This is a genomic window from Clostridium sp. Cult3, from assembly GCF_021655115.1.
Lineage (GTDB): Bacteria > Bacillota > Clostridia > Tissierellales > Tepidimicrobiaceae > PPXY01.
Map to the genome: position 1 here is coordinate 19,416 of NZ_PPXY01000055.1, position 25,533 is coordinate 44,948.

General features: G+C 33.8%; 21 protein-coding genes, 1 rRNA gene and 1 other annotated feature. All 22 genes read right to left on the reverse strand.

Annotation, left to right across the window (positions count from 1 at the left end):
* Window positions 1-504: a UvrB/UvrC motif-containing protein gene (locus C3E88_RS10395; protein ID WP_236910114.1), complete on the reverse strand. Its 504-nt coding sequence runs from the start codon at window positions 502-504 to the stop codon at window positions 1-3.
* Window positions 505-517: 13 nt separating this feature from the next.
* Window positions 518-976 carry a CtsR family transcriptional regulator gene (locus C3E88_RS10400; RefSeq protein WP_236910115.1) on the reverse strand — a complete coding sequence of 153 codons (459 nt, stop codon included), beginning with the start codon at window positions 974-976 and terminating at the stop codon, window positions 518-520.
* A gap of 169 nt (window positions 977-1,145) precedes the next feature.
* Window positions 1,146-3,209 (reverse strand): elongation factor G, encoded by a 2,064-nt coding sequence (fusA, locus tag C3E88_RS10405; protein ID WP_236910116.1) that lies wholly within the window; start codon window positions 3,207-3,209, stop codon window positions 1,146-1,148.
* A gap of 311 nt (window positions 3,210-3,520) precedes the next feature.
* Entirely contained in the window at window positions 3,521-4,306 is a 786-nt protein-coding gene (locus C3E88_RS10410) for a family 1 encapsulin nanocompartment shell protein (RefSeq protein ID WP_236910117.1), read from the reverse strand.
* A 15-nt stretch (window positions 4,307-4,321) separates the two neighbouring features.
* The gene (locus C3E88_RS10415; protein ID WP_236910118.1) at window positions 4,322-4,681 is read right to left on the reverse strand and encodes a ferritin-like domain-containing protein; all 360 of its coding nucleotides are present in this window, start codon (window positions 4,679-4,681) and stop codon (window positions 4,322-4,324) included.
* Window positions 4,682-4,816: 135 nt separating this feature from the next.
* The gene (locus tag C3E88_RS10420) at window positions 4,817-5,161 is read right to left on the reverse strand and encodes a hypothetical protein (protein ID WP_236910119.1); all 345 of its coding nucleotides are present in this window, start codon (window positions 5,159-5,161) and stop codon (window positions 4,817-4,819) included.
* Window positions 5,162-5,224: 63 nt separating this feature from the next.
* A complete protein-coding gene (gene dcd / locus C3E88_RS10425) occupies window positions 5,225-5,755 on the reverse strand; it encodes a dCTP deaminase (RefSeq protein ID WP_236910120.1) in 531 nt (176 codons plus the stop codon).
* Window positions 5,756-5,915: 160 nt separating this feature from the next.
* Window positions 5,916-7,427, reverse strand: a complete 1,512-nt coding sequence (locus tag C3E88_RS10430; protein WP_236910121.1) for a M3 family metallopeptidase — start codon at window positions 7,425-7,427, stop codon at window positions 5,916-5,918.
* Window positions 7,428-7,528: 101 nt separating this feature from the next.
* Window positions 7,529-10,636 carry an isoleucine--tRNA ligase gene (gene ileS / locus C3E88_RS10435; RefSeq protein WP_336513087.1) on the reverse strand — a complete coding sequence of 1,036 codons (3,108 nt, stop codon included), beginning with the start codon at window positions 10,634-10,636 and terminating at the stop codon, window positions 7,529-7,531.
* Window positions 10,637-10,684: 48 nt separating this feature from the next.
* Window positions 10,685-10,902 (reverse strand) — a binding site (T-box leader).
* Between the two features lie 55 nt (window positions 10,903-10,957).
* On the reverse strand, window positions 10,958-11,944 hold the full coding sequence (locus C3E88_RS10440; protein ID WP_236910123.1) for a lipoate--protein ligase: 987 nt from the start codon (window positions 11,942-11,944) through the stop codon (window positions 10,958-10,960).
* Window positions 11,945-12,016: 72 nt separating this feature from the next.
* Window positions 12,017-13,309 (reverse strand): NAD(P)H-dependent oxidoreductase, encoded by a 1,293-nt coding sequence (locus C3E88_RS10445; protein ID WP_236910124.1) that lies wholly within the window; start codon window positions 13,307-13,309, stop codon window positions 12,017-12,019.
* A 28-nt stretch (window positions 13,310-13,337) separates the two neighbouring features.
* On the reverse strand, window positions 13,338-14,561 hold the full coding sequence (locus tag C3E88_RS10450) for an NAD(P)/FAD-dependent oxidoreductase (protein ID WP_236910125.1): 1,224 nt from the start codon (window positions 14,559-14,561) through the stop codon (window positions 13,338-13,340).
* Window positions 14,562-14,719: 158 nt separating this feature from the next.
* A complete protein-coding gene (locus tag C3E88_RS10455; protein ID WP_236910126.1) occupies window positions 14,720-15,808 on the reverse strand; it encodes a DUF871 domain-containing protein in 1,089 nt (362 codons plus the stop codon).
* The gene (locus C3E88_RS10460; RefSeq protein WP_236910127.1) at window positions 15,801-16,142 is read right to left on the reverse strand and encodes a PTS lactose/cellobiose transporter subunit IIA; all 342 of its coding nucleotides are present in this window, start codon (window positions 16,140-16,142) and stop codon (window positions 15,801-15,803) included. The genes C3E88_RS10455 and C3E88_RS10460 overlap by 8 nt, the downstream gene beginning before the upstream one ends.
* 78 nt (window positions 16,143-16,220) lie before the next feature.
* Window positions 16,221-17,549, reverse strand: coding sequence for a 6-phospho-beta-glucosidase (locus C3E88_RS10465; RefSeq protein ID WP_236910128.1), 1,329 nt, complete (start codon window positions 17,547-17,549; stop codon window positions 16,221-16,223).
* A gap of 171 nt (window positions 17,550-17,720) precedes the next feature.
* A complete protein-coding gene (locus C3E88_RS10470; protein WP_236910129.1) occupies window positions 17,721-18,992 on the reverse strand; it encodes a PTS sugar transporter subunit IIC in 1,272 nt (423 codons plus the stop codon).
* A 30-nt stretch (window positions 18,993-19,022) separates the two neighbouring features.
* The gene (locus C3E88_RS10475; RefSeq protein ID WP_236910130.1) at window positions 19,023-19,334 is read right to left on the reverse strand and encodes a PTS sugar transporter subunit IIB; all 312 of its coding nucleotides are present in this window, start codon (window positions 19,332-19,334) and stop codon (window positions 19,023-19,025) included.
* Between the two features lie 244 nt (window positions 19,335-19,578).
* The gene (locus C3E88_RS10480) at window positions 19,579-22,284 is read right to left on the reverse strand and encodes a sigma 54-interacting transcriptional regulator (protein WP_236910131.1); all 2,706 of its coding nucleotides are present in this window, start codon (window positions 22,282-22,284) and stop codon (window positions 19,579-19,581) included.
* Between the two features lie 120 nt (window positions 22,285-22,404).
* On the reverse strand, window positions 22,405-23,670 hold the full coding sequence (locus tag C3E88_RS10485) for a uracil-xanthine permease family protein (RefSeq protein WP_236910132.1): 1,266 nt from the start codon (window positions 23,668-23,670) through the stop codon (window positions 22,405-22,407).
* Window positions 23,671-23,919: 249 nt separating this feature from the next.
* Window positions 23,920-24,789 (reverse strand): radical SAM protein, encoded by an 870-nt coding sequence (locus C3E88_RS10490; protein WP_236910133.1) that lies wholly within the window; start codon window positions 24,787-24,789, stop codon window positions 23,920-23,922.
* Between the two features lie 12 nt (window positions 24,790-24,801).
* Window positions 24,802-25,308 (reverse strand): thioredoxin family protein, encoded by a 507-nt coding sequence (locus C3E88_RS10495; protein WP_236910134.1) that lies wholly within the window; start codon window positions 25,306-25,308, stop codon window positions 24,802-24,804.
* A 126-nt stretch (window positions 25,309-25,434) separates the two neighbouring features.
* Window positions 25,435-25,533 (reverse strand): 5S ribosomal RNA (gene rrf / locus C3E88_RS10500); the annotation flags it as partial.

Sequence of the window (25,533 nt, forward strand, 5' to 3'; positions counted from 1 at the left end):
TTATCTATCTAACTCCTTTTCTAGTTCGTTGATCTTATCCCTTACTATTGCTGCCTCTTCAAAGGCTTCCTTGGCGACTAGTTCTTCCAACTCTTTCTTCAACTTTCCGATCTCCTTCTTTGCTACAATAACCTTACTTGCTCCTTTTGGTATTTTACCTATATGTTCACCATGGCCATGTATACCTTTAAATAAAGGATATAGTTTAGTTTTAAAAGTAGTATAGCACTCTGGACAACCAAATTTGCCTGTCTGTTTAAATTCAGAATAGCTTAAACCACAAAAAGGACATGTAGTATTGTATACTTCTTCTTTTACAGGCTCTCCTTGAATACTATCTATTAACCCTGTCAATAGTTTATGAAAAGAAAAAGTGGTGTCAAATTCAAATTCATTGTTGTCCACAGCACATTCTTCACATAGATGTAGTTCTTCTATTTCTCCATTTATTATTTTAGTATAATGAACAGTAGCGGTGTTTTTATTACAAACTTGACATAGCATATTATCGCCCCCATCATCTCATTAGAATAAGTAGCATATTTTTAAGTATATCCGCCCTAAGCTGATTCCGTCCTGTGGTCACATTCTTCAAAGCATTGTCTTCTATAGAAGCCTTCATCAAATATCCTTCCCTTAGTGTCACTACCTCTTCTTCTACCAAACCTTCAATTATATGATAAGCCTTGTTCTTTGTAATGGAATCACCTATAGCATTTATTATTAAATCTTCCATTGCTTCATCTTCTTCAATTCCTACCTTCACTATCTTTATATACCCACCACCGCCTCGTCTACTCTCAATATAATATCCTCTATAGGGAGTAAACCTAGTGGTAAGCACATAGTTAATCTGAGATGGAGCACAACCAAATTGTTCTGCTAATTCATTTCGCCCTATCTCTATTATTCCATCTTCCGCTTGTTCTAACATTTCCTTTATAAACCTTTCTATAAGGTTACTCATTCCTGGCATTAGTTCCACTCCTTTGACTTTGACTATCTTTGCCTTTTATTATATTATGCATTATATTCTATTTTTTTTCAATAGTTTTTTATTAAATTCTATAATTCCCCGTTAGGGTTTTTATATGCTATCAAAATAAAAAAGGCCCGACTAAATTAATCGAACCTTTTCTTTATTATTATTCTTTCTCCGTTTTCGCCTCTTCTATTATTTTTTCGGCAATATTTGATGGTACTTCTTCATATCTTATAAATTCCATGGTGAAGCTTCCCCTTGCCTGGGTCATGCTTCTTAAGTCTATGGCATATTCAAATAGTTCTGCTTGAGGGGCTTCTGCTATTATTAACTGGGATCCATCAGCTTGAGGTTCCATACCTAAGATCTTACCTCTACGTTTGTTCATATCTCCCATTACATCCCCCATATAATCTTCTGGAACCAATACTTCGACTCGCATAATAGGTTCTAATAATATAGGTTTAGCTTCTTCTACTCCCTTTTTAAATGCAAGAGATGCTGCAATTTTAAATGCCATCTCATTGGAATCTACTGGATGATAAGATCCATCAAATAATGTAGCTTTCAAATTAACTACTGGATATCCTGCAAGAACACCCCGTTCTAAGGATTCCCTTAAGCCTTTTTCAACAGCTGGGAAGAAGTTTTTAGGTACTGCTCCACCAAATACCTCTTCTTCAAATACAAATTCTTCATCCGTTGGCTCAAATCTTATATGAACATCACCGTATTGACCGGCTCCTCCAGATTGTTTTTTATGTCTGCCTTGAACACTAGAACTGCCTTTAATAGTCTCCCTATATGCAACCTTTGGACTAGCTAAAGTCACATCTACTCCAAAAGCATTTTTCAATTTATCCGTGATAACCGTCAACTGCATATTGCCTTGACCGCCGATTAATAGTTGTTTTGTTTCTGAATTTCTCTCCGTAACAAAAGTTGGATCTTCCTCAGTAAGCCTTTGTAGGGAAGTACCTATCTTTTCTTCATCTCCCTTTGCTTTAGGCTCTACTGCAAAGAATAATGTTGGTTGTGGGTACTCTATTCTATGGTATAAAGTTGGGTTGGATTTATTACATATACTGTCGCCTGTTTGAGTTACTTGGAGTTTTGCTGTAGCTCCAATATCACCAGCTACTATTTCTGATACTTCTATTTGATTCTTTCCTCTCAAAACAAATAATCCACCTAGTTTCTCAGTTTGATCTTTGCTTGCATTATATAATTCATCATCTTTTGTAATCTTTCCTGATAATACCTTAAATAATGAAAGTTTCCCAACGAATGGGTCTACTACGGTCTTAAATACTATTGCTGAAAATGGCTCATTTACATCTACTTTTCTCTCTACTTCTTCTTCACCTTTTTGTCCCAAATATGGTCCTACTTCTGTTGGATTTGGCATATAGTTTTTAACTACATTTAGTAAGAAATCTGCCCCTACTGCATTCTCTGCTGAACCTACTATTACAGGAACTAGATCTCCATTCATTACTGAAAGCTTTAAACCCTTTCTTATCTCTTCTATTGTAAACTGTTCACCTTCAAAGTATTTTTCCATCAATTCTTCATCGGTTTCTGCAACCTTTTCCATCAACGACTCATTAATAGATGCAATCTGATCTTGAAGTTCTGCTGGTATATCTACTTCTTTTGCATCTTTTCCATCATATTCATAAGCTATTTCATCTATTACACTGACAAATCCTTTAAAGCTTTCAGCTTCACCAATTGGTAATGTAAATGGTACTATCTTATCCCCAAAATGATCTTTGATATCAGCTAAGACTTTTTCAAAGTTAACATTTTCCTTGTCCATTTTATTTAAAAAGAGCATTTTCGGAATATTATGATCCTCTGTATATTTCCATGCTTTTTCCGTACCAACTTCTACTCCTGAAGAAGCATCTACTAATAGAATAGCACCTTCACTTGCCCTTAGTGCACCATACATCTCTCCAGCAAAATCAAAATAACCTGGAGTATCTAAGAAATTATATTTTATATCCTCCCATTCAGCTGGAATTACTGCTGTTCCAATGGATACTTTCCTTGCTATTTCTTCTTTATCAAAATCTGATACAGTATTTCCGTCATCTACTTTACCTTGTCTTTTAGTTACGCCTGTCACATATAGTATTGCTTCTGTTAGCGTTGTCTTTCCACTACCACTATGGCCTATTAAGCTTACGTTTCTAATTTTGTCTGATTGATATACTTTCATTAATACCTTTCCCCCTTAACCAGCATTTTTGTTTATGTTAAAGATTTTAATATTAAAACCTTTTAAACCTTAAAATACTAATTTGAGCCTTGTATTCATAAAAATATTTATAACTATCCTTATAGATTATATCATGAATCTCAGATTTATCATAGTATTTTTTATTGCCTGAAGAATTATACATGAAATAATCAATAACTGTATTAATTAGGGAAAAAAAGAAAAGTTTAAGCTTTTAATATTAATAAACTAGAAAAGGGCGACAAATCGCCCTTTTCTAGTTTATTAATATGATTCTAATTTACAGTTTTTTATACACTATATTTTACTATAATGCTAGGGTCTAATACCCTGAAGGTAAAGGATTCGGTAATAAAAAATTTTATCTTTTTGTTATCATTATATTGATAACCAATGGATAGATCTTCTCCTATAGTTAGCTCCAGGTCTTCATGGTCGTATGGAACTAATAGCGCTCCATCTAAAACATGGCTATAGACGATCTTGTGCCCAGTTAATTCTTCTATTCTTTTTTCTAGAGGATAGGCAGCCTCCCTAGATATAATCCTCTTATAAACTTCCTCTCCTACTACCAGCGTAAAAGGACCTTCTTGATACACCTCTCGAAGCTTTATCAAACCTGTAGCAATAGAGTCCATGATGGTCTTAGGATCATTACCAAAAGCAATAGTGCCACCTTCGGCTAGCTGAGTCATTCCCTTAATATGTGCATTCTCCAATCCATTATATACTGCACTTTCTTCAAAAATAGCCATCTTTCTAGCTGCTTCCTCTAAGGGTTCGTAATCAATATCTTTTGCACCCCTAGATATATTATCCAATTCCCATCTATCCATTTCAAATTCTACCCTGGCTTCCGTCAAAGGCAATACATTGTAAATGCCATAGCAGACATCTCCATCTTCTTTAATATTGCCTAGTCTACCTTCAGAAATTGCATTATATTCCAGTCCTTTAGGACCTTCTACCCTAACTACCTTCCTTGCAGATAGATAGGTCTTAAAAACTTCCATGAGCCTATCTTCGATTTCCTTCCATGCATCTTTAGTTATTGGTGCAAGTTCTTTATATAGCAATATTATCTCACTCCCTTATTTTAAATCTCCAACACTTAATCCAGACTTCTCCTCTGTATCTTCTCCTTCAGTTTCCTTTCCCATGGCCCTTTCTTCAATGCTAGCAATGGGACCTTCGGTAAATAAGTAAGTTCTTAATTCTTCATCCCATACAGGCATATTTCTTCTTAACCATTCTAAAGTCATACATACATGTTCGATTTCTTCATCCCTGTTGTGAGCCATAATAGCTTTTAACTCTTCATCATTAGAAGCTATCACTCTTTGATTATACCAGTCTATAGCCTCTACTTCTTCTTTTAAACTATTTAAGGCTCTCACTATGTCCATTGCCTTTTCGTCTAGCAATTCTACCGGTTCATGATATTGACTCATAAAATACCCCTCCCATATCTTCATGCTATTCTATTCTTACCCATTTTCCATAAAATTATCGCATATTCTTCATCTTTCCATCTTTTACTCTTACTTTTATGATTAAATAAGCATTATATTTCCCTGTTCTGGTCTTTACCATATTAATAAAGCTACGATAAACAAAATTACCCCAACAGATGTCATGAAAATTACAAATCTAGCAGTATCACTTAACAATTCTACATGTCTTTTTGCATATTCATGGGTTTTAGAATAAGCTGGATTTACTCCTAGACTTCTACCACCTAAAAAAGACATCCCACCTACGAGCATAACAATAACTCCTGCATATTCCAACATTATTTTAAATTCCTTTTTTAAAAAATAACTTAATGCATACACCAATACCATGACTATCGCTGCAGTAATCAATATTTTAGCTATATATTTTAGTATCCTCTTCCATGGCGGGTCATACCCCCTGTATTTATAAGCCAAAGTTTCACCCCCTTGTTAACATATTCCCTTAGCCCTTTAATTTTTTTCCTAAAAACATTAAGGCTATCTATCATCTTCCTCAAATTCCTTATATAATAAGCTTGGTTGGATATCTCTATTGTTTTGATATTTTCCACTATTATATTTTTCATAATCTCCATATATGCTGTGATAATATATTTGACATATTTCCACATTAGGATAAATTTTCACTGGCTGGACACAAAATATTTCTAAAGTCCAATATCCGCTAAAACCCACATCTCCAAAACCTGCTGTTACATGGACGAATAAACCTAATCTCCCCACTGAAGAACGACCTTCTAGCATAGGTGCGTATTTGTCGGTTTTGGTATGTTCTACAGTTCTACCCAAATATAGTCTATTAGGCTCTAAAACTAAGCCTTCTTCTGGAATATAGATTTTCTTTGTAGCATTGGCCTTTTTCATATCTAAGACTTGTTCTTCATAAACCAATAGTTCATTATGTAATCTAAGATTGTAGCTATTAGGATTTAACTGTTCTTTATTAAAAGGTTCTATAATTATTTCTTTACCAATTCTTTTTTCTATTTCCTTTCCCGATAAAAGCATAATTACCTCCTAGTCTTTCTGTAAAATTTACATACTTGTTAATATATACCCAACTTTGTATGGTTCCATCTATAAATACTGCACAAGTAATAATTCCACATTTAATATACTAATAAAGGTAGATAGCATTGCTATCTACCTTTACATCATCTTTATCGCTTTAAAAATACCATTTTAAAGAAAACTCTTCTCCACTTATATGCTTAAACAATTCCTCATATTTATATAATCCTGAAGGCTTGATTACCTTATTTATTAGGAAATCTCCAAATTCCCTTGGTTTTTCAGATATAGAAGTAACACCATGATTTTGACAGAATACCTTTCTTAACATTTCACAGGTTACATCTCCCATGAAATAATTATGCATATAGATGGGATGAGTTGTATAGTGGATTCTATATCCAAAAGGTGGAGCTTCATCATAAGGTCTGTCGCCGAATAGTTCTTCATAGGTTTTAAAATATAAGCCATATATATCCTCTAGGGAGGTTATATTATTTCTATAGAGACTATGGTCGAAGAATATGTTTCCTACAAATCTTAAATAGCTAAGCTTTTCATACCGGGCCATTTCTTTAAATTCATCATCCACATCCTCAACAAAGAAATTTTTATAGAACAATTCATCGTATAAAAAACTTCCAAACAGATTAGCTATCCCCTCTGTTATTATTCCACTTATTCCACTATTTAGTATTGTCTCATCAGGATCTTGCAAGAAGGAATGGACTCCATGGCCTGTTTCGTGTAGCAAAACCTTATATTCACTATATCGGTTTTTCACATTAGCAAGTATCCTTGAATCCTTCCCAGTTTCTATGGGGAAATTGTACCCCCATTCAGATTTGTTCTTTCTTGGAAATATGTCGTAAGTTATGTTATATCGATCTATATCTATGCCAAAATTGACGAAAAAATCTCTAATAATATTATAGTAATTGGACATGTCTACAGTGGCATTTAGTGAGGGTGAAATTTGAGATTTTATGTATTCCTCATCCCAAGGGAACATATCCTCTTCATGGATGTATCTACTAGCATATTCCCTTCTCTGCTTATTTAGTACATCAATATGCTCTTTTAATTCTACCTTCCAACCATTAAATATATCGGGACTGAGCTCATCTTTTTCTAGTTGATATTCGACAAAATCCTCAGAGCCATAAATTCTAGCTAGTTCCTTCCTTAAATTTATTAACTCAATAAATCCCCCATCTACTAGGGCTTCGTTTATTTGATTCCTAGCGAAAAAAGCCTTCTTTCTTTTTTCTCTATTCTCTTCCTTGGATAGTATCTGATCTATCTCTACCGAGGCTATTTCTTTGCCGTCTATATTAAATCTGAAGGTATTTAGTATTTTAGACAATTCATTGGTCTTCTTTCTTATCTCTAAATTCAATTCATTTATTTCCTTGCTTAAATGATAGGGCTTAAATATATTGTAGGCTATTTCCATACGCCTACTATCAATTGGGTCTAAATCCTTTTCTTTATACTTACATACTATTTCATAGTTTTTCTCATCTTTAAGAAAATTCAAAATATCATCATAAGCCTCTTCAATTCCAAAATCATACCCTGTAGTATATTGGGTCCAACCAAGTCTGCTAGCTATAATTCCTAGCTTTTCTAATTGTTGAAACAATTGTTCAACTTCATTAATGGCCATGTAAAAACCCCCTTAATATTTGTTATGTTTATTATATCATTAGAGACTCTAAATGATAAGGTGGTTTTAAAATATAAGAGCCTAAAAAAGGCTCTTATATTTTATATTCTCTCTAGTTTTATTCCTGTCATATGGCCATTTAAATCCTGTTTTTCAAAGGAATCATCCTTTACCTTTTCAATGGATTTAGCTAAAGTTTCTTCTTTTATGAAGTCCTCAAATAGCTTTACTGCTTCTTCTATTTCATCATTGCTGTCGTAATATATGTTTATATTATCTAATACTTCATATCCACTGTTTTTCCTCATTTGTTGTACTTTTGATATAAATTCCCTTGCATAACCTTCGTTAATTAAATCCTTAGTAAGATTGGTATCCAGAATTACAAACAGATTGTTGCCCATAGCCACATCAAATCCTTCTTTTGATGATATGGTAAGCATTACATAGTCCTTTGGAATTTCCATATCTTCACCATCAAGATTTAATACTAAGGTCTCTCCTGCTTCTAGTTTTTCTACAGTTTCATGGGGATTTAATTGATTTAATACCTTTCCAAAGGATTTTATCTTTGAGCCTAAAATCGGTCCTGCTACTTTAAAATTTGGTTTCAGTGTAAAGTTCATATATTGACTTAAATCCTTTTCAAATATTACTTCCTTTACATTTAGCTCCTCTTTGATTAATGGTACTAAATTATCAATTGTTTGTTCATATTTTCCATCTATCAAAACACCCTTTAGTGGTTGACGAACCTTTATTCTAGCAGATTCTCTTGATGCTCTACCTAATCCCACTAAATCCCTTACTAGATCCATTTTTTCCTCTAGTTTCAGATCTATTAATTCCTCACTATGTTCTGGATAGTAGTCTAAATGTACTGATTCCTTATCCGTTAAACTTCTGTAGAGTTCTTCTGCTGTAAAGGGGACAAAGGGGGCTATCATTTTGCTCAATCCTACTAATATTTCATAAGTAGTATTGTATACAGCTTTCTTGTCGTCGTCTAGCTCTGTTGACCAAAATCTTCTTCTTGTACGTCTAATATACCAATTAGAAAGATCTTCGATTACAAATTCTTGAATAGATCTTACTACCCTAGTTAATTCGAATATTTCCATATCCCTTCTTACCTGCTTTACTAAGCTGTTGTATTTGGAAAGAATCCATCTATCGATTTCTTCTCTTTCTTCATAGGGGATGAAAAATTCCCTTGGGTCTACATCGTCGGTATTGGCATATAAGGAGAAGAAATTATATACATTTCTGATACTTCTAAAGAATTTGCTCTCTACTTCCCTAAGACCATTTTCATCAAATTTTGTAGGGGTCCATGGTGGAGATACATATATCAAATACCATCTTAGTACATCGGCACCATATTCATCAAATAATACAAAGGGATCTACAGTATTACCCCTAGATTTGGACATCTTCTTGCCATCTTTATCTAATACTAGATCATTTACCAATACATTTTTATAAGGGGATTTACCCGTTACAAAGGTAGATATGGCTAGTAGTGAATAAAACCAACCTCTAGTCTGGTCAATCCCTTCACAGATAAAATCTGCAGGGAAAAGCTTATCAAAGTTTTCCTTGTTCTCAAAGGGATAATGGTATTGAGCAAAGGGCATGGCTCCACTATCAAACCAAACATCTACTACATCCTTTTCCCTATTCATGGTACCGCCACATTTTTCACATTTAAAATGTACATGATCTACATAGGGGCGGTGTAGTTCAATGGTTTCATCTATATCTTCTAAGGCCTTTTCTACTAATTCCTCTATTGAACCAACACTCTCCGTATGATTACAATCCTCACATCTCCATATTGGTAATGGTGTACCCCAATATCTGCTTCTGGATATAGCCCAATCATTTAAATTCTCCAACCAATTGCCAAATCTTTTCTCTCCTACAAAATCAGGATACCAGTCGACTCCATTGTTGTTTTCAATTAACTGTTCTTTTAACTTGGTTATCTCTATATACCAGCTAGGCTTTGCATAATATAGTAGTGGGGTATGGCATCTCCAACAATGAGGATAGTTATGTTCCATCTTTTGCTTTCTATATAGTTTCCCGTTTTCTCTTAACCATTGTACTATTTCTGGATCTGCATCCATTACAAATTTACCCTTCCATATAGTATCGGTAAATTTTCCTTCCTCATCTACTGGTTGTAGTACTGGTAGATTATATCTTACTCCCGTATTGTAGTCATCTTCACCAAAAGCTGGCGCTGAGTGGACTATACCGGTACCATCCTCTGTAGTTACATAATCTCCCATTGTAACGAAGAAAGCTTTCTTATCTTCTCCAACTTCTATAAATGGAATTAGCTGTTCATACTCTATATACTCTAAATCTTTTCCTTTATATTCTTCAATTACCTCATAGTCTTCCCCTAACACCTTGTCAGCTAAAACCTTTCCTACATAGTATATTTCATCATCTTGTTTTACCTTTAAATATACTTCTTCTGGGTTTACAGTTAGACATACATTACTTGGTAAGGTCCAAGGAGTAGTAGTCCAGGCAAGGAAATACTCATCTTTATCCTTTAGTTTAAATTTTACCACTACCGTTTCCGTCTTTATCTCTTCATAGCCCTGAGCTACCTCATGAGATGCCAATCCTGTACCACAGCGGGAACAATAAGGCAATATTTTGTGTCCTTCATATATTAGACCTTCCTTGAAAAATTTGTCCAATATCCACCATACAGATTCGATATAATCGTTCTCTAAAGTTATATAGGGATTATCTAAGTCGATTTCATATGCCATCCTAGTAGTCATTTCTCTCCATAACTTTTCATATTGAAATACGGATTCCCTACACTGTTTATTAAATTCTTCAATTCCATACTCTTCAATTTCCTGTTTGTTTTTTAAATTTAATTTTTTTTCTACCTCGATTTCCACTGGTAAACCATGGGTATCCCAACCTGCTTTTCTCTTTACCTGATAACCTTCCATAGTCTTATATCTACATACTAGGTCCTTTAATGTTCTGGCCATTACATGATGTATGCCAGGTTTTCCATTGGCTGTCGGAGGCCCTTCATAGAACACAAAGGGTTTGTTTTCGTCTCTAGTATCTACGGATTTATGAAGAAGATCTATTTCTTCCCAGTATCTTGATATCTGTTGCTCCCTTTCGCTTACGGGTTTTGTAGATAATTCTCTAAATCTAGTCAATTTTTTCATCCTTTCTATTTTTAGTATAATAAAAGTCCCTAAGCTATGCTTAGGGACGGATTTCCGCGGTACCACCCAAATTATAAGACAAAAAATATCTGTCTTATCACTCATTAAGTATAACGCCCTAGACGTAGTATCCTACTAATATTTCAGATACCATGCTCCGAGGTGATCTTCATAAAGAACTTACCGATGATCTCCCACCTGATGATCATCTCTCTGTAAGTAAGGTTCCTTACTACTGTCCTCATCTCTACATTTTATATTATATTTTGAGTACTAATATACATCAAAACAAGGTCTTTTGTCAAGTTTGTTTTATATTATACAGTGGATTATTTCCTCTTTAGATATACCTGAAAAATAATACCCTATATCTATACTGTCTAATACTTTTTCTATTTCCTCTTCTTTATATTTTACTCCTTTAAACTTTTCTTCTACAGTGGATATTTCTCCACCACCAAAGAAGTCGCCATAAAACTTTATATCCTTTATTATGCCTTCCTCTACATCTATTTTAGTTTCTACTTTACCAGCAGTAAACCTTTTAGCTTTACTTATATTAAACTCAGGAGATTCGCCAAAATTCCATTCCCAAGTAGAATATCGCTCTTCCATCAATTTATTGATATTATCATAATCTTCTTCTGTTAATTTATATTCTTTTATTTCCTTGTCTCCCTCAAACATATGATCCAGCAGAAGTTGTTTAAAATCTTCTACCGTAATCTTTTCCTCCAAATGGTCAATTATATTTGTAACTCTACTTCTAACTGATTTTACCCCTTTAGATTGAATTTTATCCTTGGATACCTTTAGTGCATTACCTAGTACATTTAAATCCGTATCAAATAGCATAGCACCATGATGAAGAACTTTGCCCTTTTTCATATATTGAGCATTCCCACAGAACTTCCTACCATCTATTACAATATCATTTCTTCCTGTAAATTCTGCCTGTACTCCTAGCTTAGCTAGTACTTCTATGACTGGCTGGGAAAAAGCTTCGAAGTTGAAGGAAGAAGTTTCTTTGCTTTTAGAAATGATGGTATAGTTTAGGTTACCATAATCATGATAGACTGCCCCACCACCAGATAATCTTCTAACTACATTGATATTGTTTTCCTTAATATAATCTAAATTTATCTCCTCTATAGTGTTTTGGTTCTTTCCAACGATTATAGATGGCTCATTGATCCATAGTAAAAATATCTCGTCAAATTGATCTAAGTTATCAAATACATACTGTTCTAATGCTAAATTAAATTGTGGCCTATTGTCATCATTTTTTATGTATATCACGATTATCTCCTCCATTTAATATTTTTGTCCATATTATATGATAAATAATAATCTAATAATTGTAAACACAGTCTACCCTATTTTTTCCTCTTGAATCATTCTCAATTTATATATATTTGTACTAGTATCTAGTTGTATCATATCGTAGGTAATAAATTCACCCTTTTTAATATCTCTTAAAACTTTTGCGTTTTCATCTATTAAACCTATGGGAACTAGATTCCCTTTCTTGGCCACAGTGTGTTCTTCGATGCTCCCATAGACCGTATATCCGCCAATACGATCTAATCTTTCCCCTGCCTTTAGATCCTTCTTTGCTATAGTTACCGTATCAGCTATAACCCCTTCTGTTGGTGCTATGGTGGCTCTATTGTTTACACAAGCATCATAAATGGTGTTAGGGGTTTCTAAACTAGTCAGATGGTAAGGCCTATATAGTACATAATTAGGACCAGCACCCATATTTAAATATTCTAATTGGCTATGAATCTCTTCCAAGTTTGTAGTAAATACTAAAAATACACCTGGAGCAATTCCTCTAACATAATCTACTATTTTATATTTATCTAAAACTCCACCCTCTTCTTTTAACCTAAAAAAACTTGTTAAATCGTCTATATTGCTAACAATGCCATGTCCACCTCTGATATCTGGAACAAATCCCGTAGCATTAGCCATGCATGTCATCTCTATCATGGTATTGGTACCATCTATAAAGCCTGCCAACATATGAGGTTTTAATTCTTTTTTTAGCGCCTCTTCATGCACGGTATCTGGATTTGCATCTAAGTTTATTGGATTGTTCTTCCCCTTGCCAATGGCCAATACTTCAAATCCCAATCCTACTGCAAAATCATATAGCTCCATAACTGCTCCTGGCTCATCTCCCGCCGTTCCCGTGTAGATAACACCTGCTTCTTCTGCGTATTTATGTAGTATAGGTCCAACTACTGAATCCGCCTCTACATTTAGCATTATAATATGCTTTCCATTGTCAATAGCATCTATTGAGAGCTTTGCCCCTACTTCAGGAACTCCTGTTGCATCTACTATTGCCTGAATACTATTGGCTTTAGCAGCCATATCCATATCTTCACTTACTACATACTTTCCCTTTTCCAACGCAAAATTAATATTCTTTAAGGAGTTGGATATTACTATATCATCCTTTTTAATCCCTGCAGATAATAAAGCCTTTAACGCTTTTCCGCCATTTCTATTTATGACTAGGGAAGGCTCCATCCCCTTTATCCTTGACATCTGACTGACTAAACCTTTGCCCATTTTGCCTGCTCCAACTACGGCAACCTTTATTGGATTATCTTGTTTCGCTAATCTAACTAGTTTTTTATTCATACTTGACATTGTAATACTCCTTTCCCTATCCTTCTTCTTAGCTTAAAGCAGAATTTTCCCCAGCTATATATCCTGACGACCAAGCCCATTGGAGATTAAATCCACCACAATCTCCATCTATATCCACTATTTCTCCTGCAAAGTATAATCCCTCTACTAATTTAGATTCCATGGTAGAACTATCTATTTCATTTGTATCTATTCCACCTGCCGTTATCTGAGCATCTTTAAATGATTTGCTTCCAGATATATTAAATCTCCAATCCGTAAGTATTCCCGATAATCTTCTGACTTCTTCATTGCTCAAATGGGCAATTTGTTTATTTTTATCAATTCTTATTTCCTTCAATATGGGAAGGATTAATCTCTTGTTTATTAGTCCTATTAGTCCCCTCTCTATGGTCTTCTTTGCCATAAATCCAAATCTATATATTAAATAATCATATAGCTCCTCTTCTGTCTTAGTATCTATAATAGATACCTTTAGCTCTATATCCTTACCATTGTTTAAATATTCTAAAGCAGTTCTACTCAATTGGAGTATAGGGGGACCTGATATACCATAATTGGTAAATAATATATCTCCCCTATCTTCTTTAATCAATTGATTTTTTCTATAAAGGCCTGCTGTTCCTACAAATTTAACTCCATCTACTTGCTTAAATATATTTCCTTCAAGTTTAAGCTGCACTAGCCCTGGGAAAACATCTACTATACTGTGACCCATATTTTTAGCAAGGGTATAGCCATTCCCATCTGAACCCGTATTAGGCGCTGCATTACCCCCAGTAGCTAAAATTACTCTATCACCATATATTTTCCTACCATTCATCAAGGTTAGTTGGAATTTATCTTCTTTTTTTATATTCGTAACAAAACCATCGGTCAAAACCTCTATACCTAAGTCCTCCAGCTCAAATCTTAATACGTCTAATACACTTGAACTTTGAAAAGATAAGGGAAATACTTTACCATTATCTTCTACAGCTGGAGTTATGCCTAGCTGTTCAAAGAAATCTAATGTTTTATCTACTCCAAACTTGGAAATACAACTATAAGCAAATTTAGGATTGTTCCCATGATAATTGCTGATAGATAGATTTATATTTGTATAATTACATCTTCCATTACCTGTAGCTAGTATTTTTTTGCCTACTCTATTATTTCTTTCAAGTATAACAACCTCTGCACCTTGGTTTGTAGCTGAAATGGCAGCCATCATCCCTGCCGCCCCACCGCCTACGACTAATACTTTAGGCATAGTTTAAAATTCCTCCCTAATTAAGATTCATCTTTTTTATTATTCCATTACATTTTATACGTTATTTGTAATTTTGTCTATTTTTAATTAAAAAAGAGGTTGTAGATTTTCCATCTGAATGGCTAATCTACAACCTTATTCTTTTTATTCTCTAAATTCTATATAGAAGATTTTAGCCTAAATTTCTGCCAAGGTTTTATATAATCTAATAAAAACATCTCCTCATCTATTACCTTTCCTACAACACTAGTTCTACCACTATTCTTCATAGGTTTCAATGCTATTTGTAACTCTCCAGCATAATGTTCATAAAGACTACTATCTATAACTACATCTCCTCTTTCAATATCTTTTGGATTCATCAATGTGAAATCATGGTCTTTATATTTAACCCTACTTTGAGTGGATCTGATTACGTATTCTGAAACATCCCCTCTATTAAAGTGAATTTCTCCCAATACTATATCCCTTTCTACCTTTGGTAGATCTTCTATTAACTCTACTCCTAATGTAAGTATATTCTTGTCCATATCTCCTATTATTTTCAATTCCTCCTCAGAAGCATAACAATTTGCTATGATTACATCATCTATCAGACCTGTATTAAATAAATCCTTTACCTGGATTTCTATGGGAAGTTCCCTGTGTTCCTCTAATGTAGGTAACCCCTCATTTACTGTCCAAGGTCCAAAGGTAGCCTTTGCCGATGAAACAAAGGCTGCCGTCCTTATGCCATATTTTTTGAATACCTCAGATGTCTCCATAAAATGTTTCCTGGATAATCCTGTATACCTATGGGGATAAAAATTGTGGCATCCAATAATATTGTCTTTATTAGGTAAATAAGTCATTATGTTTTCCAAATATCTTGTATTGCTACTCATATTTATCTCTATCTTTAAATCATAGGGATTAAAGGACATTATACTTTCCTCATTACCAGTGAAGCCTAGATCCAATCTTATTCCTGTTAAGTTCATATCCTTAAAGAACCTTAGATCTGAATAATGGATATCTAAAGATCTAAATACTGACGGGGATACATCTGCTATTACCTCCATGCCTAAATCTCTTCCATAGCTTACTATTTCTCTAAATTCTCTTAATATCCTATCCTTATCTTCTTCTACAGATATCAAATTTGTAAATATTCTACTAAATCCATATTTGGATGCTAAACTCAAATACTTTTTGTCCTCCTCTATAGATGAATTATTTGGATATATAGATACACCCAATTTACGCATTAGCTCTTCTCCCTTCTGCTATTAAAGAGTCATAAACCACCTCATACAAATCTATAAACTCTCTGGCCATATCCCTAGCCATTATTGAATTCATTAGATGATCCTGGGCATGGACTAATAGCAAAGAAAAATCTTGTTTCTCACCTCGAGCTTCTGATTGTATCAATTTAGTTTGACTTTTATGTGCACAAGCTATTTTTTCATTTGCCTCTTCAATATTAGCCCTTGCTCTGTTTAAATCACCTTTTTTTGCATAGGATATCCCTTCCATACATAGGCTCCTAGCTTCACCACTATAATTTATTATGTTCATAATTATCATCTCTAAATTCATATTACTCTCCCCTTTAAAAAATTAGATAGTTATATAATAACAGCCTATAATATCCTATAAATCCTCTAAAAAATAATGTTATTCATGTTTATCAAAAAAATTTGATAAGTATGTTTTATGTGCTTGTAACAATTCATCTAACATTTTTCGTCCCTCTTTATCGTTTGCAACAAGAGGATTTGTTATCATTGCTAGGAGTGCCTTATCATAATTTCCTCCTACTGCTGCTTCTGCCCCCAATATTTCAAAAGACTTTATCTGATGTATAAGCCCTCTTATAGGAACAGGAAACTGGTCAATAAATTTATAAGGCATAGGCCCATCTTTTGTTATTTTACAAGTTATTTCTATAGCACTGGTCTCATCTAAATCCTTTATGGTATTGCCATTTAATGTATTTACCACCTGAAGGTCTCCCTTATCATTATATATGGAACTTATGAGATTACAAGCCGCATCAGAATAATAAGCGCCACCCCGTTTTTCCAGTTCTTTAGGCTTTTGTCTTAATTTTGTGTCCTTATATAGTTCAAACAATTCCTCCTCTATTTTCATTACCTCTTCTGCCCTATTTGTACCCTCTTTAAATTTTTCCATATCATTTCTAAGCATATCTGCAGTTTTATAATAATATTTGTGGTAGGGACAAGGTATCAGACCAAGGGCCTTGATAAATTCTTTGTCCCATTCCATAGGATCAATGTTTTCCATATTTACAGAAACTGAATTTTCTACATACACATCTAATACCTCTTCTGTTTTATCCCTTCCATCTATAAAAACGTTGAAACCATATACCATATGATTTAATCCAGCAAAATCTATTCTAATCCTATCCTCTTCTATACCCATTATCTCTGCTATCCCTCTCTCTACCCCAATAGGAACATTACAAAGGCCTATAAACTTCCTGTGTTTTGAATACCTAGAGAAGGCTTCTGTTACCATACCTACTGGATTTGTAAAGTTTATCAACCATGCCTCAGGGCACAGCTTGACCATGTCATCAGTAATTCCTAATAATACTGGGATAGTCCTCAACCCTTTAAGAAGTCCACCTGCACCATTGGTTTCCTGTCCTATAAATCCATGGGATAGAGGAATACTTTCATCTTTACCCCTGGCTTCAAGCATCCCTACCCTTATTTGGGTCGTGACAAAATCTGCTCCATACAATGCTTCTTCACTGTTTAAAGTTAGATAAACATCCATTGGTATATTGGCTTCATCTACCATTCTCTTCGCTAAATTTCCAACAATATCGAGTTTTTCCTTACCTTCTTCTATATCTACAAGCCAAAGTTCCTCTACTGGAAGCTCATCGTATCTTTTAATAATTCCCTCTACAAATTCGGGAGTGTAGGATGAACCACCTCCAATTACAGCTATTTTAATTTTATTATTCAAATATACCACCTCTCTTAGAGTATATTATTTATTGATATATAAAAATTTAAGAAATTCTTATATATCAATAAATAAACTGGTTTATACAGAGTATTGGTAAGAAGTAGAGAATTTCTTCTCTACTTCTTACATAGATATTCCCAAACCCCTTTAGCATAAAAAGCACAGTTACTAATTTGTTTGTTCTTCCTTTCTTTGTCTATCAGCTAGTTTTATAAAGGGTAGATAGATAAGCACTGCAACTACTAGATTTATTGCTGCCAACACAGCCGCTCTCCAACTGGCTCCAGTAGCTCCTGTTGCTAAAAACGCTCCAATTATTGGAGGAGTTGTCCAAGGAATAGCAACATATGTTGGTGGTGCAAAGCCTGTAGCGGTACCAATATAACCTATTAGGGTTAATATTCCAGGAGTTATTATAAATGGAATGAATAGTATTGGGTTTAATACTATAGGTATTCCAAACATCATCGGCTCATTAATCTGAAATATCCCTGATGGTGCTGATAATTTTGCCACTTCTTTGTATTCTGTTCTCTTCTTAGTCGCAATAAAAATAGCAATTATCAATGCTAATGTTGCTCCAGAACCTCCTAGGTGCACATAGGAATCAAAGAAAACCCTAGTTATTACATTTGGTGCTACCTTTCCTGCTTCTATAGCGGCAGCATTGTCTGTAAGAGCTGGCAAATATAATGCATTCATTATCGGATCTAGTATATTTGCCCCATGAAGACCAAAGAACCAAAATAGGTTAATAAGCATAGCCATTAACATTGCTGAGCCTACTCCTTGACTAAAGCCTTGTAATGGCTTTTGAATTCCTTCATATATCACATCATATAAGCTTACGCCACCTAGTTTATCTATTATTAGAAATACAATTCCAAAAGTAAACATGGTAATCATACCTGGTATAACCGCTGCAAAAGCCCTACCTACTGCTGGTGGTACTTCTTCTGGCATTTTAATAGTCAAGTCTTTTTTGATTAGTTTAACAAATATTTCTGTCGCAATTAAAGCAACTATTAATCCCGTAAACAAGCCTGTAGCTTGTAAATATCCCCAATGAATATATCCCCAACCTGCATCTCCATGGGACTGTGGCAATGTAGCAAAATAAGATCCTACTGCTATTAGTCCAGCTGCTAGAGCATTGACATCATAAGATTTTGCTAAACTATAAGCTGTAGAAAAAATGACTAATAAGGTCATTATAGCTAAGGAACCCCACCAAACCTGGTCACATATGGGAACTAATACTTCTAATGGCGTTATCCATTTAAAGATGGTGTTTTTTAATAATAAAGCAGTAGATCCTGCAAGTATTAGTGGCATAATGGCAACAAACCCATCACGAATAGCAACTAAATGCCTTTGTCCCCCGATCCTAGCTGCAACCGGAACAAACTTCCTTTCCATAAAATCCATAAACCTATCCATGTTCATCCCCCTTTTAGATATGAAACTTTATTATTGGTTCTTAACCATACTTAATGCTTGATCTAAAACCTTTTCCCCATTCATAGTCCCGTAGCTAATCGTATCGACTATCCCAACAGGTACACCCTTAGGTTTCATCATCTCTTTCATCTTTGGCAGTAAGTATCGTACCTGAGGCCCAAGTAACATGATATCTACTTTATTCATGTTATTTTTAACATCTGCTTCTGCTACTGCAAATACATTTACATCCATTCCTTTACTCTCAGCTACCTTATTCATTTTACTAACCAGTAAACTGGTCGACATGCCTGCAGAACAAACAAGCATAATGTTTAGCATAGGAATCAGTCCTTTCGAAAATATTAGTATACGGTTTGGTCTATACCTTATCCACCTCCTATAATTTATTTTCTATGTACTATATTATAAATGCAATTACCTCGCCAACATTTCCAATAGAATAGTAAAAGAATAATGCCATACCAATAGTGGTTTGTGACAAGTATATGCCATTATGTACCTGATAAATACAGTGTAAACTTCTTTATAAAAAACAAAATAGTGTGTAAACTTTTACACACTATTACACACTGCTTTGATTTAACAAAAATAATTTTAATATATAAGCTAATTCATCTTCACCTAAGGAGACCTTGTACTTGTTTTCCATAAAGGCAATGGATTCTCTAATAATATTCATCTGCCTTTCATACGAATTTATATATATATCTAAACCTTCAAACTTCCTTGGAACTATACCAGTCAATATATTGTCTATTAAAAAGGCTATATGAAGTACAATTCCCATCTTAGCATCAGGGATTACTTTTATTTTTAATCTGTTTTCAATACTATGAATTAGATATTTGGTATCCTTAGTTATCTCTTCCCCATCCAGATTAATTAGATGTTCTGTTAGGGATTCTGCTATTTTTATATACATATTTTCTTCATAGGTGATCTTTTTCAATTTATCTATACCATCACCCTTAAGTATTTCTATAGCAGGTATAAAAGGTATATATCTTATGTCTACATGTACTGTTGCTACAATAGCTATTATATTATGCCTTTTACTTAATTTATATATTCTGTTTTCTAGCTTTTCCTCATCTACTATGTTTATGGCCATTGTATCTATATCTTCATCACCTAAGGTAGATTCTATTATAGATTGAAGCTTTTTCGAAGCACCATCTCCTGTAAAACAAGCAGTTACAATTACATTTCTTCTTATCTGTTTCCTTGTTATATCCTCCCTATATAGTTCTTTTTCATCTAAAACTTCTATCATCTCATCTATGCTATAACCCATTACGGCTTTTCTTAGCACTTCAAGAACCATAGGAGTACTAACCCTTTCTATAGTTTTTACTTCTATTCCAGTCTCTTCCCATATCATATCTCCAAAGGTAGTTAAAGAACCCATATCTACTAGTAATACTACTCCCTTCCCTTTATCTATCTGTTGAACCTTTTCCTTTGTTATCTCATACATAACCTTTGGTTTCATTGATAGGGGCATATCTAAAGCTACAGCATGTTTCGTACCTATTAGACTATTGGCTACTTCTACCATACTGCTAGCAGTAGACCTACCATGCATAACAACTATTACCCCTACCTTAGGTTTTTCTTCCTTATATATTTTATTGGAATCCGTTGCAAAAAACATTGCTAGATACCCTATTTCATCTACAGGTGTTTCGATGTCAAACTTATTGTCTATTATCTTTGCAATTTTCATGGCAAATAAAAATTCCTGTTCATAATTTATTCTTATGAAATTTAACTTAGGATTATATATTTTTTCCCCTTTTCTTATCCTTTCTATGCTCCGTTCCAAATGAAAGGATAGCCCAAAATATATTTTTTCATCAAATTCCTTTCCCAAATGTTTTTGTGCTAACAATAATATTTCTTCAGCTACTTGCAATATATCCTCATCTACTACATTTGATATCTCAGATTTATCAAAACGCCTATATATCCTTCCAATATATTTTTCAAAATGAGATTCAATATCAATATTCATTATCTCATTAATGTCCTGTTCATCCATACCCGCTTCTTTTAAGGATTCTAGTTTTTGTTCAATGGCAGTATAAAAGTCTTCTGATCTATTATCACCTACATTTAATGGAAGAGAAGGTGCATCATATTGATTAAATTTCAAAATATCGTAAGTAGAATTTAATATATCATCTACTTCATTTCTATATTCTTTTATTCTTAAAATTCCTTTTCTCACGTGATTAGGTATGTCTCCTTGATTGATAATTATATAATCGCCATTCTCGGCTTTATATTTTAAAAATGCCTTTGCACAGGCTAGTTGAATATCAGATTTAAGCTGTCCAATATTGTTTGGACAGTTATATAGTAGATAAGAAATAATTGAGTTTTTATTTATATATATACTTTTACCTATACGACAGGATTCTTCCTTGATAAAGGTTTCTATCAATAAATATCTTTCAGATAAAGTCCTATCTCTTATAGGTGGGAGGGTTATTGTCATAGGTATCCTACGAGTAAAAGTAGTCAATAGATGGGAGTTTGGGTTTTCTGTAGTTGCAGCGATTATTCTAACATCTACATAGGTTAATCTTTCCGTTTCCCCTAAAGGTCTAAAAAAACCATTGTCAATATATGTAAATAACATCTCTTGACCTTGGGGCGGTAATCTATGGATTTCATCTAAAAAAATAAATCCTTTATCTGCTTGGGCAAGTAATCCATCCTTATCCCTATGGGCGCCAGTATAGGCTCCCTTTTTTACCCCAAATATTTGAGCCGTCAATAGATTTGGATTATCTACATAGTCAGCACAATTAAATCTAATAAAGGGGGCATCACTTGAGATGGCATTAGATTCTACGGCAAAACGATACATAAGTTCTGCAAACATGGATTTTCCTACACCAGTTTCACCTAAAAGTAAAGTATGTAGACCTTTAGGAGGATACATTATAGCTGCCTTTGCCTTTTGTATAGGCATAGCCAAACTTTGAGTTGCACCTACCATTCTATCTAAACTGTTGTTAGAATCTGTTGAAGAAGCCTTTTTACCATAATCCATATTTGTATCGGCTTTAATGGACTTATATAGCACAGGCCTTCCATCTATTTTCTCTAACTTCCCTTCTTTATACATGATGTTTAAATACCTGCTGATGTTAGATCTATCCGTTTCCAATATAGACGCTATATCAGAAGCAGATACGCCTTCCTGCTTTTCTCCTTGTAAGTGAACCAAAATTTTATATACCTCGTCTACCCTCTTCAAACATACCACCTCCTTCTGGCCATAGTAGGGTGTAGACTAACCCTTTATATAAACTTGTATTTATTATACCAAATAAAATAAAGCCTGTCCCATTGTTTTGGACAGGCTTTTGATATTGTCTTATTTATTTTCATTTCTATTTAATATTGCATTTAATACTATTCCTACTATAGCTGCAAAACTTAGTCCTGTAATTTTCACCGTTTCATTTATTGGAATCCCTATAGTTATGCCAAATTTACTTTCTATTATTCCACTACCAAGTCCTAGTGCTAATATAGTCCCAATAACTATTATATTCTTTAAGTTACACTCTACCTTGTTAGCCTTAATGGTCTTAACCCCTATAAGGGATATCATGCTAAAAAGCATCAAGCTTATTCCACCCATTACTGGCGTTGGTATAGTATTCAAAAATATGCCTATTTTTGATACAAATCCTAATATTACTGCAAATACTGCCGCCAATCTCAATATAGATGGATCATAGTTTTTAGTTATAGCTAAAACCCCTGTGTTTTCACCATAAGTTGTATTGGCTGGTCCTCCAATTAAACTTGCTGCCATTGTAGCTAATCCATCCCCTAATAGGGTTCTGTTTAAGCCTGGATCTTCTATAAAGTTTTTGCCAACAACTTGGCCATTAGTAGTTATATCCCCTAAATGCTCCATGAATACTGCTAATACTACAGGAGCAATTATGGTTATAGCACCTATATCAAATTTAGGCAATCTAAAAGCTGGTATTGCTAGTATTGGCGCTTCTTTTATTATATTCATGTCTATAATTCCCATCCTTAATGAAATTATATATCCAACGGTTACACCCATTAATATTGACAATTGTTTAAATATACCTTTGCCCTTAAAATTGACTAGTAATGCTGTTCCTAAGGTTATACCTGCTATTAGAAAGTTTTCACTAGCATTTTGAAAAGCTACAGGGATTAAGTTCATACCTATTACTATTATCATAGGTCCTACTACCTGGGGAGATAAATATTTTTTAATTCTTTCTACCCCTATCTTCTTTATTAAGAAGGATAGCAATACATATATTAGACCGGCTACCATTATTCCTCCTTGAGCATAGGCTAAATCTCCATTATAAGCTTCCTTTACCGTTAATATTACTGGTATAAAAGCAAAGGATGAGCCCAAGAATACTGGAACTTTCCCTTTTGTACAAAGATGGAATATTAGTGTTCCGAGGCCTGCTGAAAACAATGCTACCGATGGGTCAAATCCTGTTAATATTGGTACTAATACAGTAGCACCGAACATAGCAATTAAGTGCTGAAGAGCTAATATCACCTTTTTAGAATTATTCCATATTTTTTCTTTAGACCCATGGGTCTCATTAGTTTTGATAATATTTTCTGTCATAAAAAAACCTCCTTTTAAAGTTTAAAGGAGAATACTCTCCTTTTCAGCCTCTCAGGACTGATTTAAAGGCACGATTGTAATTAATCTGCATAAAAAAACTTCTTGCTGCAGCAAGAAGTTTTATGTGCTATGACATAAGTATACTATATTACAATCTTGCCAGCCTCTCGGGACTGATTTAAAGATCTTATATTCACTTTTTCCTAAATAGTATATCACCATTTTCAATGTTATGCAACTAAAACTTTTTTACAAGCGTCTATATAGTTCTTTATCCTCAAACCCATCCATATTCAAACCTTCTTCAATTTGCTTAAGTATAAGCTGTTTATCCTCCATTAAAGTTCCTTTCAATGGGAGATAATTAGAAGCATGATTGCTCCTAAAGATACAATTGTCTACCTTAAGATTTTCCACTAATAACTTTGTTTCTAAAAGTATTTCCCTAGGGGTTAATAGTTGAAAACTTCCTTCTTGTACATCTCTATATAGTTCTGTTCCGTCTTCTAATAGTAATGTTAATAAACCAATATAGTCAGGATTCATCTCATTTAATACTTTGGCTGACTCAAGGGCATGTTCCCTTGAATATTTCATACCACCTATTCCAGATATCAATGTGATAGAAAGGGCTATATTAGAATCCACTACCATCTTACCTGCTTCTATCATCTCAGTGGAGTTAACTCCCTTATTGATATCCCTTAAAATCTTATCACTTCCAGATTCTAAGCCTAGATATACTATTCTCAAACCTAGTTTCTCTAGAAGTTTCAATTCTTCTCTTGTTTTTAGTAAAATAGATCTAGGAGAGCCATATATACCTACTCTTTCACATTCAGGAAATATCCTCTGAATCTGTTTGAGTATCCTTACCAATTCCTCCGTCTTAATTACCAATGCATCTCCATCAGCTAAAAATACTCTTTTTACATTTTTATAATATTTTCTACCTAGAATTAGATCCTCTATTATTTCATCTGTCTCTCTTATTTTGAATTGTTCTCCTCTATACATAGAACAAAATGTACACTTATTGTGAGAACATCCTATAGTAGCCTGAACTATTAAGCTATAGGCTTCACTAGGTGGCCTATACAGTGCACCTTCATATTTCATTATTATCTCTCCTCAATAATTCAACATATCTAATATGTCTCTAGCTGTTTCATTTCCATACTGCCCATTTCTATATTTTTTCGTAGCAATTATTATATCCACTTGATTATCGCTTTTATAAATATCTTTTATAATTTTAGGTCTTTCTATAAAGTATCCAATTTCATTAAAATCATCATCAAAAACTATAAAAGTAGGAATTTTTATTTTCCCATCTACCGAATACTTTTTAAAATATTTTTCATTACCCTCTCTTTTTATTATGGAAAACTCGATATTATCATTATATTTCTTCATCTTTTGAAGTACGGGAACGTTTATCATGCAATCTGGACACCATATTTCCGCTAAGGCTAAAATATTAATTTTTTTGTCAATTGCTTTTATTCGACTTACAATATTTTCTTCAAACTGAATACTATGAAGCAAGTCTAATGTCTTTTCTATATGGGATCCCTCGCCATTTTTGACAAATACCTCAAAGGATATGCCTTCATAAAATACTTTTTTCATGTCCATACTAATCCCCTTTCTATGCTAATTATCAAAATATCTTAACGGATTAAATAGATTATATTATGTATTTTATATTACTGCAAATAAAAAAACCCTACTTCGACCTACGAAATAGAGCTTTTCTTATGTATCTGGCAGCGTCCTACTCTCCCAGGGCGTTACCACCCAAGTACCATCGGCGCTGAGAGGCTTAACTTCTGTGTTCGGTATGGGAACAGGTGTATCCCT

What these genes read in the sequence shown, in the direction of transcription:
- C3E88_RS10395 (WP_236910114.1), bottom strand. Translation starts at nt 504, where the DNA reads ATGCTATGTCAAGTTTGTAATAAAAACACCGCTACTGTTCATTATACT.
- C3E88_RS10400 (WP_236910115.1), bottom strand. Translation starts at nt 976, where the DNA reads ATGCCAGGAATGAGTAACCTTATAGAAAGGTTTATAAAGGAAATGTTA.
- fusA (WP_236910116.1), bottom strand. Translation starts at nt 3,209, where the DNA reads ATGAAAGTATATCAATCAGACAAAATTAGAAACGTAAGCTTAATAGGC.
- C3E88_RS10415 (WP_236910118.1), bottom strand. Translation starts at nt 4,681, where the DNA reads ATGAGTCAATATCATGAACCGGTAGAATTGCTAGACGAAAAGGCAATG.
- dcd (WP_236910120.1), bottom strand. Translation starts at nt 5,755, where the DNA reads ATGCTTTTATCGGGAAAGGAAATAGAAAAAAGAATTGGTAAAGAAATA.
- C3E88_RS10430 (WP_236910121.1), bottom strand. Translation starts at nt 7,427, where the DNA reads ATGGCCATTAATGAAGTTGAACAATTGTTTCAACAATTAGAAAAGCTA.
- C3E88_RS10445 (WP_236910124.1), bottom strand. Translation starts at nt 13,309, where the DNA reads ATGTCAAGTATGAATAAAAAACTAGTTAGATTAGCGAAACAAGATAAT.
- C3E88_RS10450 (WP_236910125.1), bottom strand. Translation starts at nt 14,561, where the DNA reads ATGCCTAAAGTATTAGTCGTAGGCGGTGGGGCGGCAGGGATGATGGCT.
- C3E88_RS10455 (WP_236910126.1), bottom strand. Translation starts at nt 15,808, where the DNA reads ATGCGTAAATTGGGTGTATCTATATATCCAAATAATTCATCTATAGAG.
- C3E88_RS10460 (WP_236910127.1), bottom strand. Translation starts at nt 16,142, where the DNA reads ATGAATTTAGAGATGATAATTATGAACATAATAAATTATAGTGGTGAA.
- C3E88_RS10470 (WP_236910129.1), bottom strand. Translation starts at nt 18,992, where the DNA reads ATGGATAGGTTTATGGATTTTATGGAAAGGAAGTTTGTTCCGGTTGCA.
- C3E88_RS10475 (WP_236910130.1), bottom strand. Translation starts at nt 19,334, where the DNA reads ATGCTAAACATTATGCTTGTTTGTTCTGCAGGCATGTCGACCAGTTTA.
- C3E88_RS10485 (WP_236910132.1), bottom strand. Translation starts at nt 23,670, where the DNA reads ATGACAGAAAATATTATCAAAACTAATGAGACCCATGGGTCTAAAGAA.
- C3E88_RS10490 (WP_236910133.1), bottom strand. Translation starts at nt 24,789, where the DNA reads ATGAAATATGAAGGTGCACTGTATAGGCCACCTAGTGAAGCCTATAGC.
- C3E88_RS10495 (WP_236910134.1), bottom strand. Translation starts at nt 25,308, where the DNA reads ATGGACATGAAAAAAGTATTTTATGAAGGCATATCCTTTGAGGTATTT.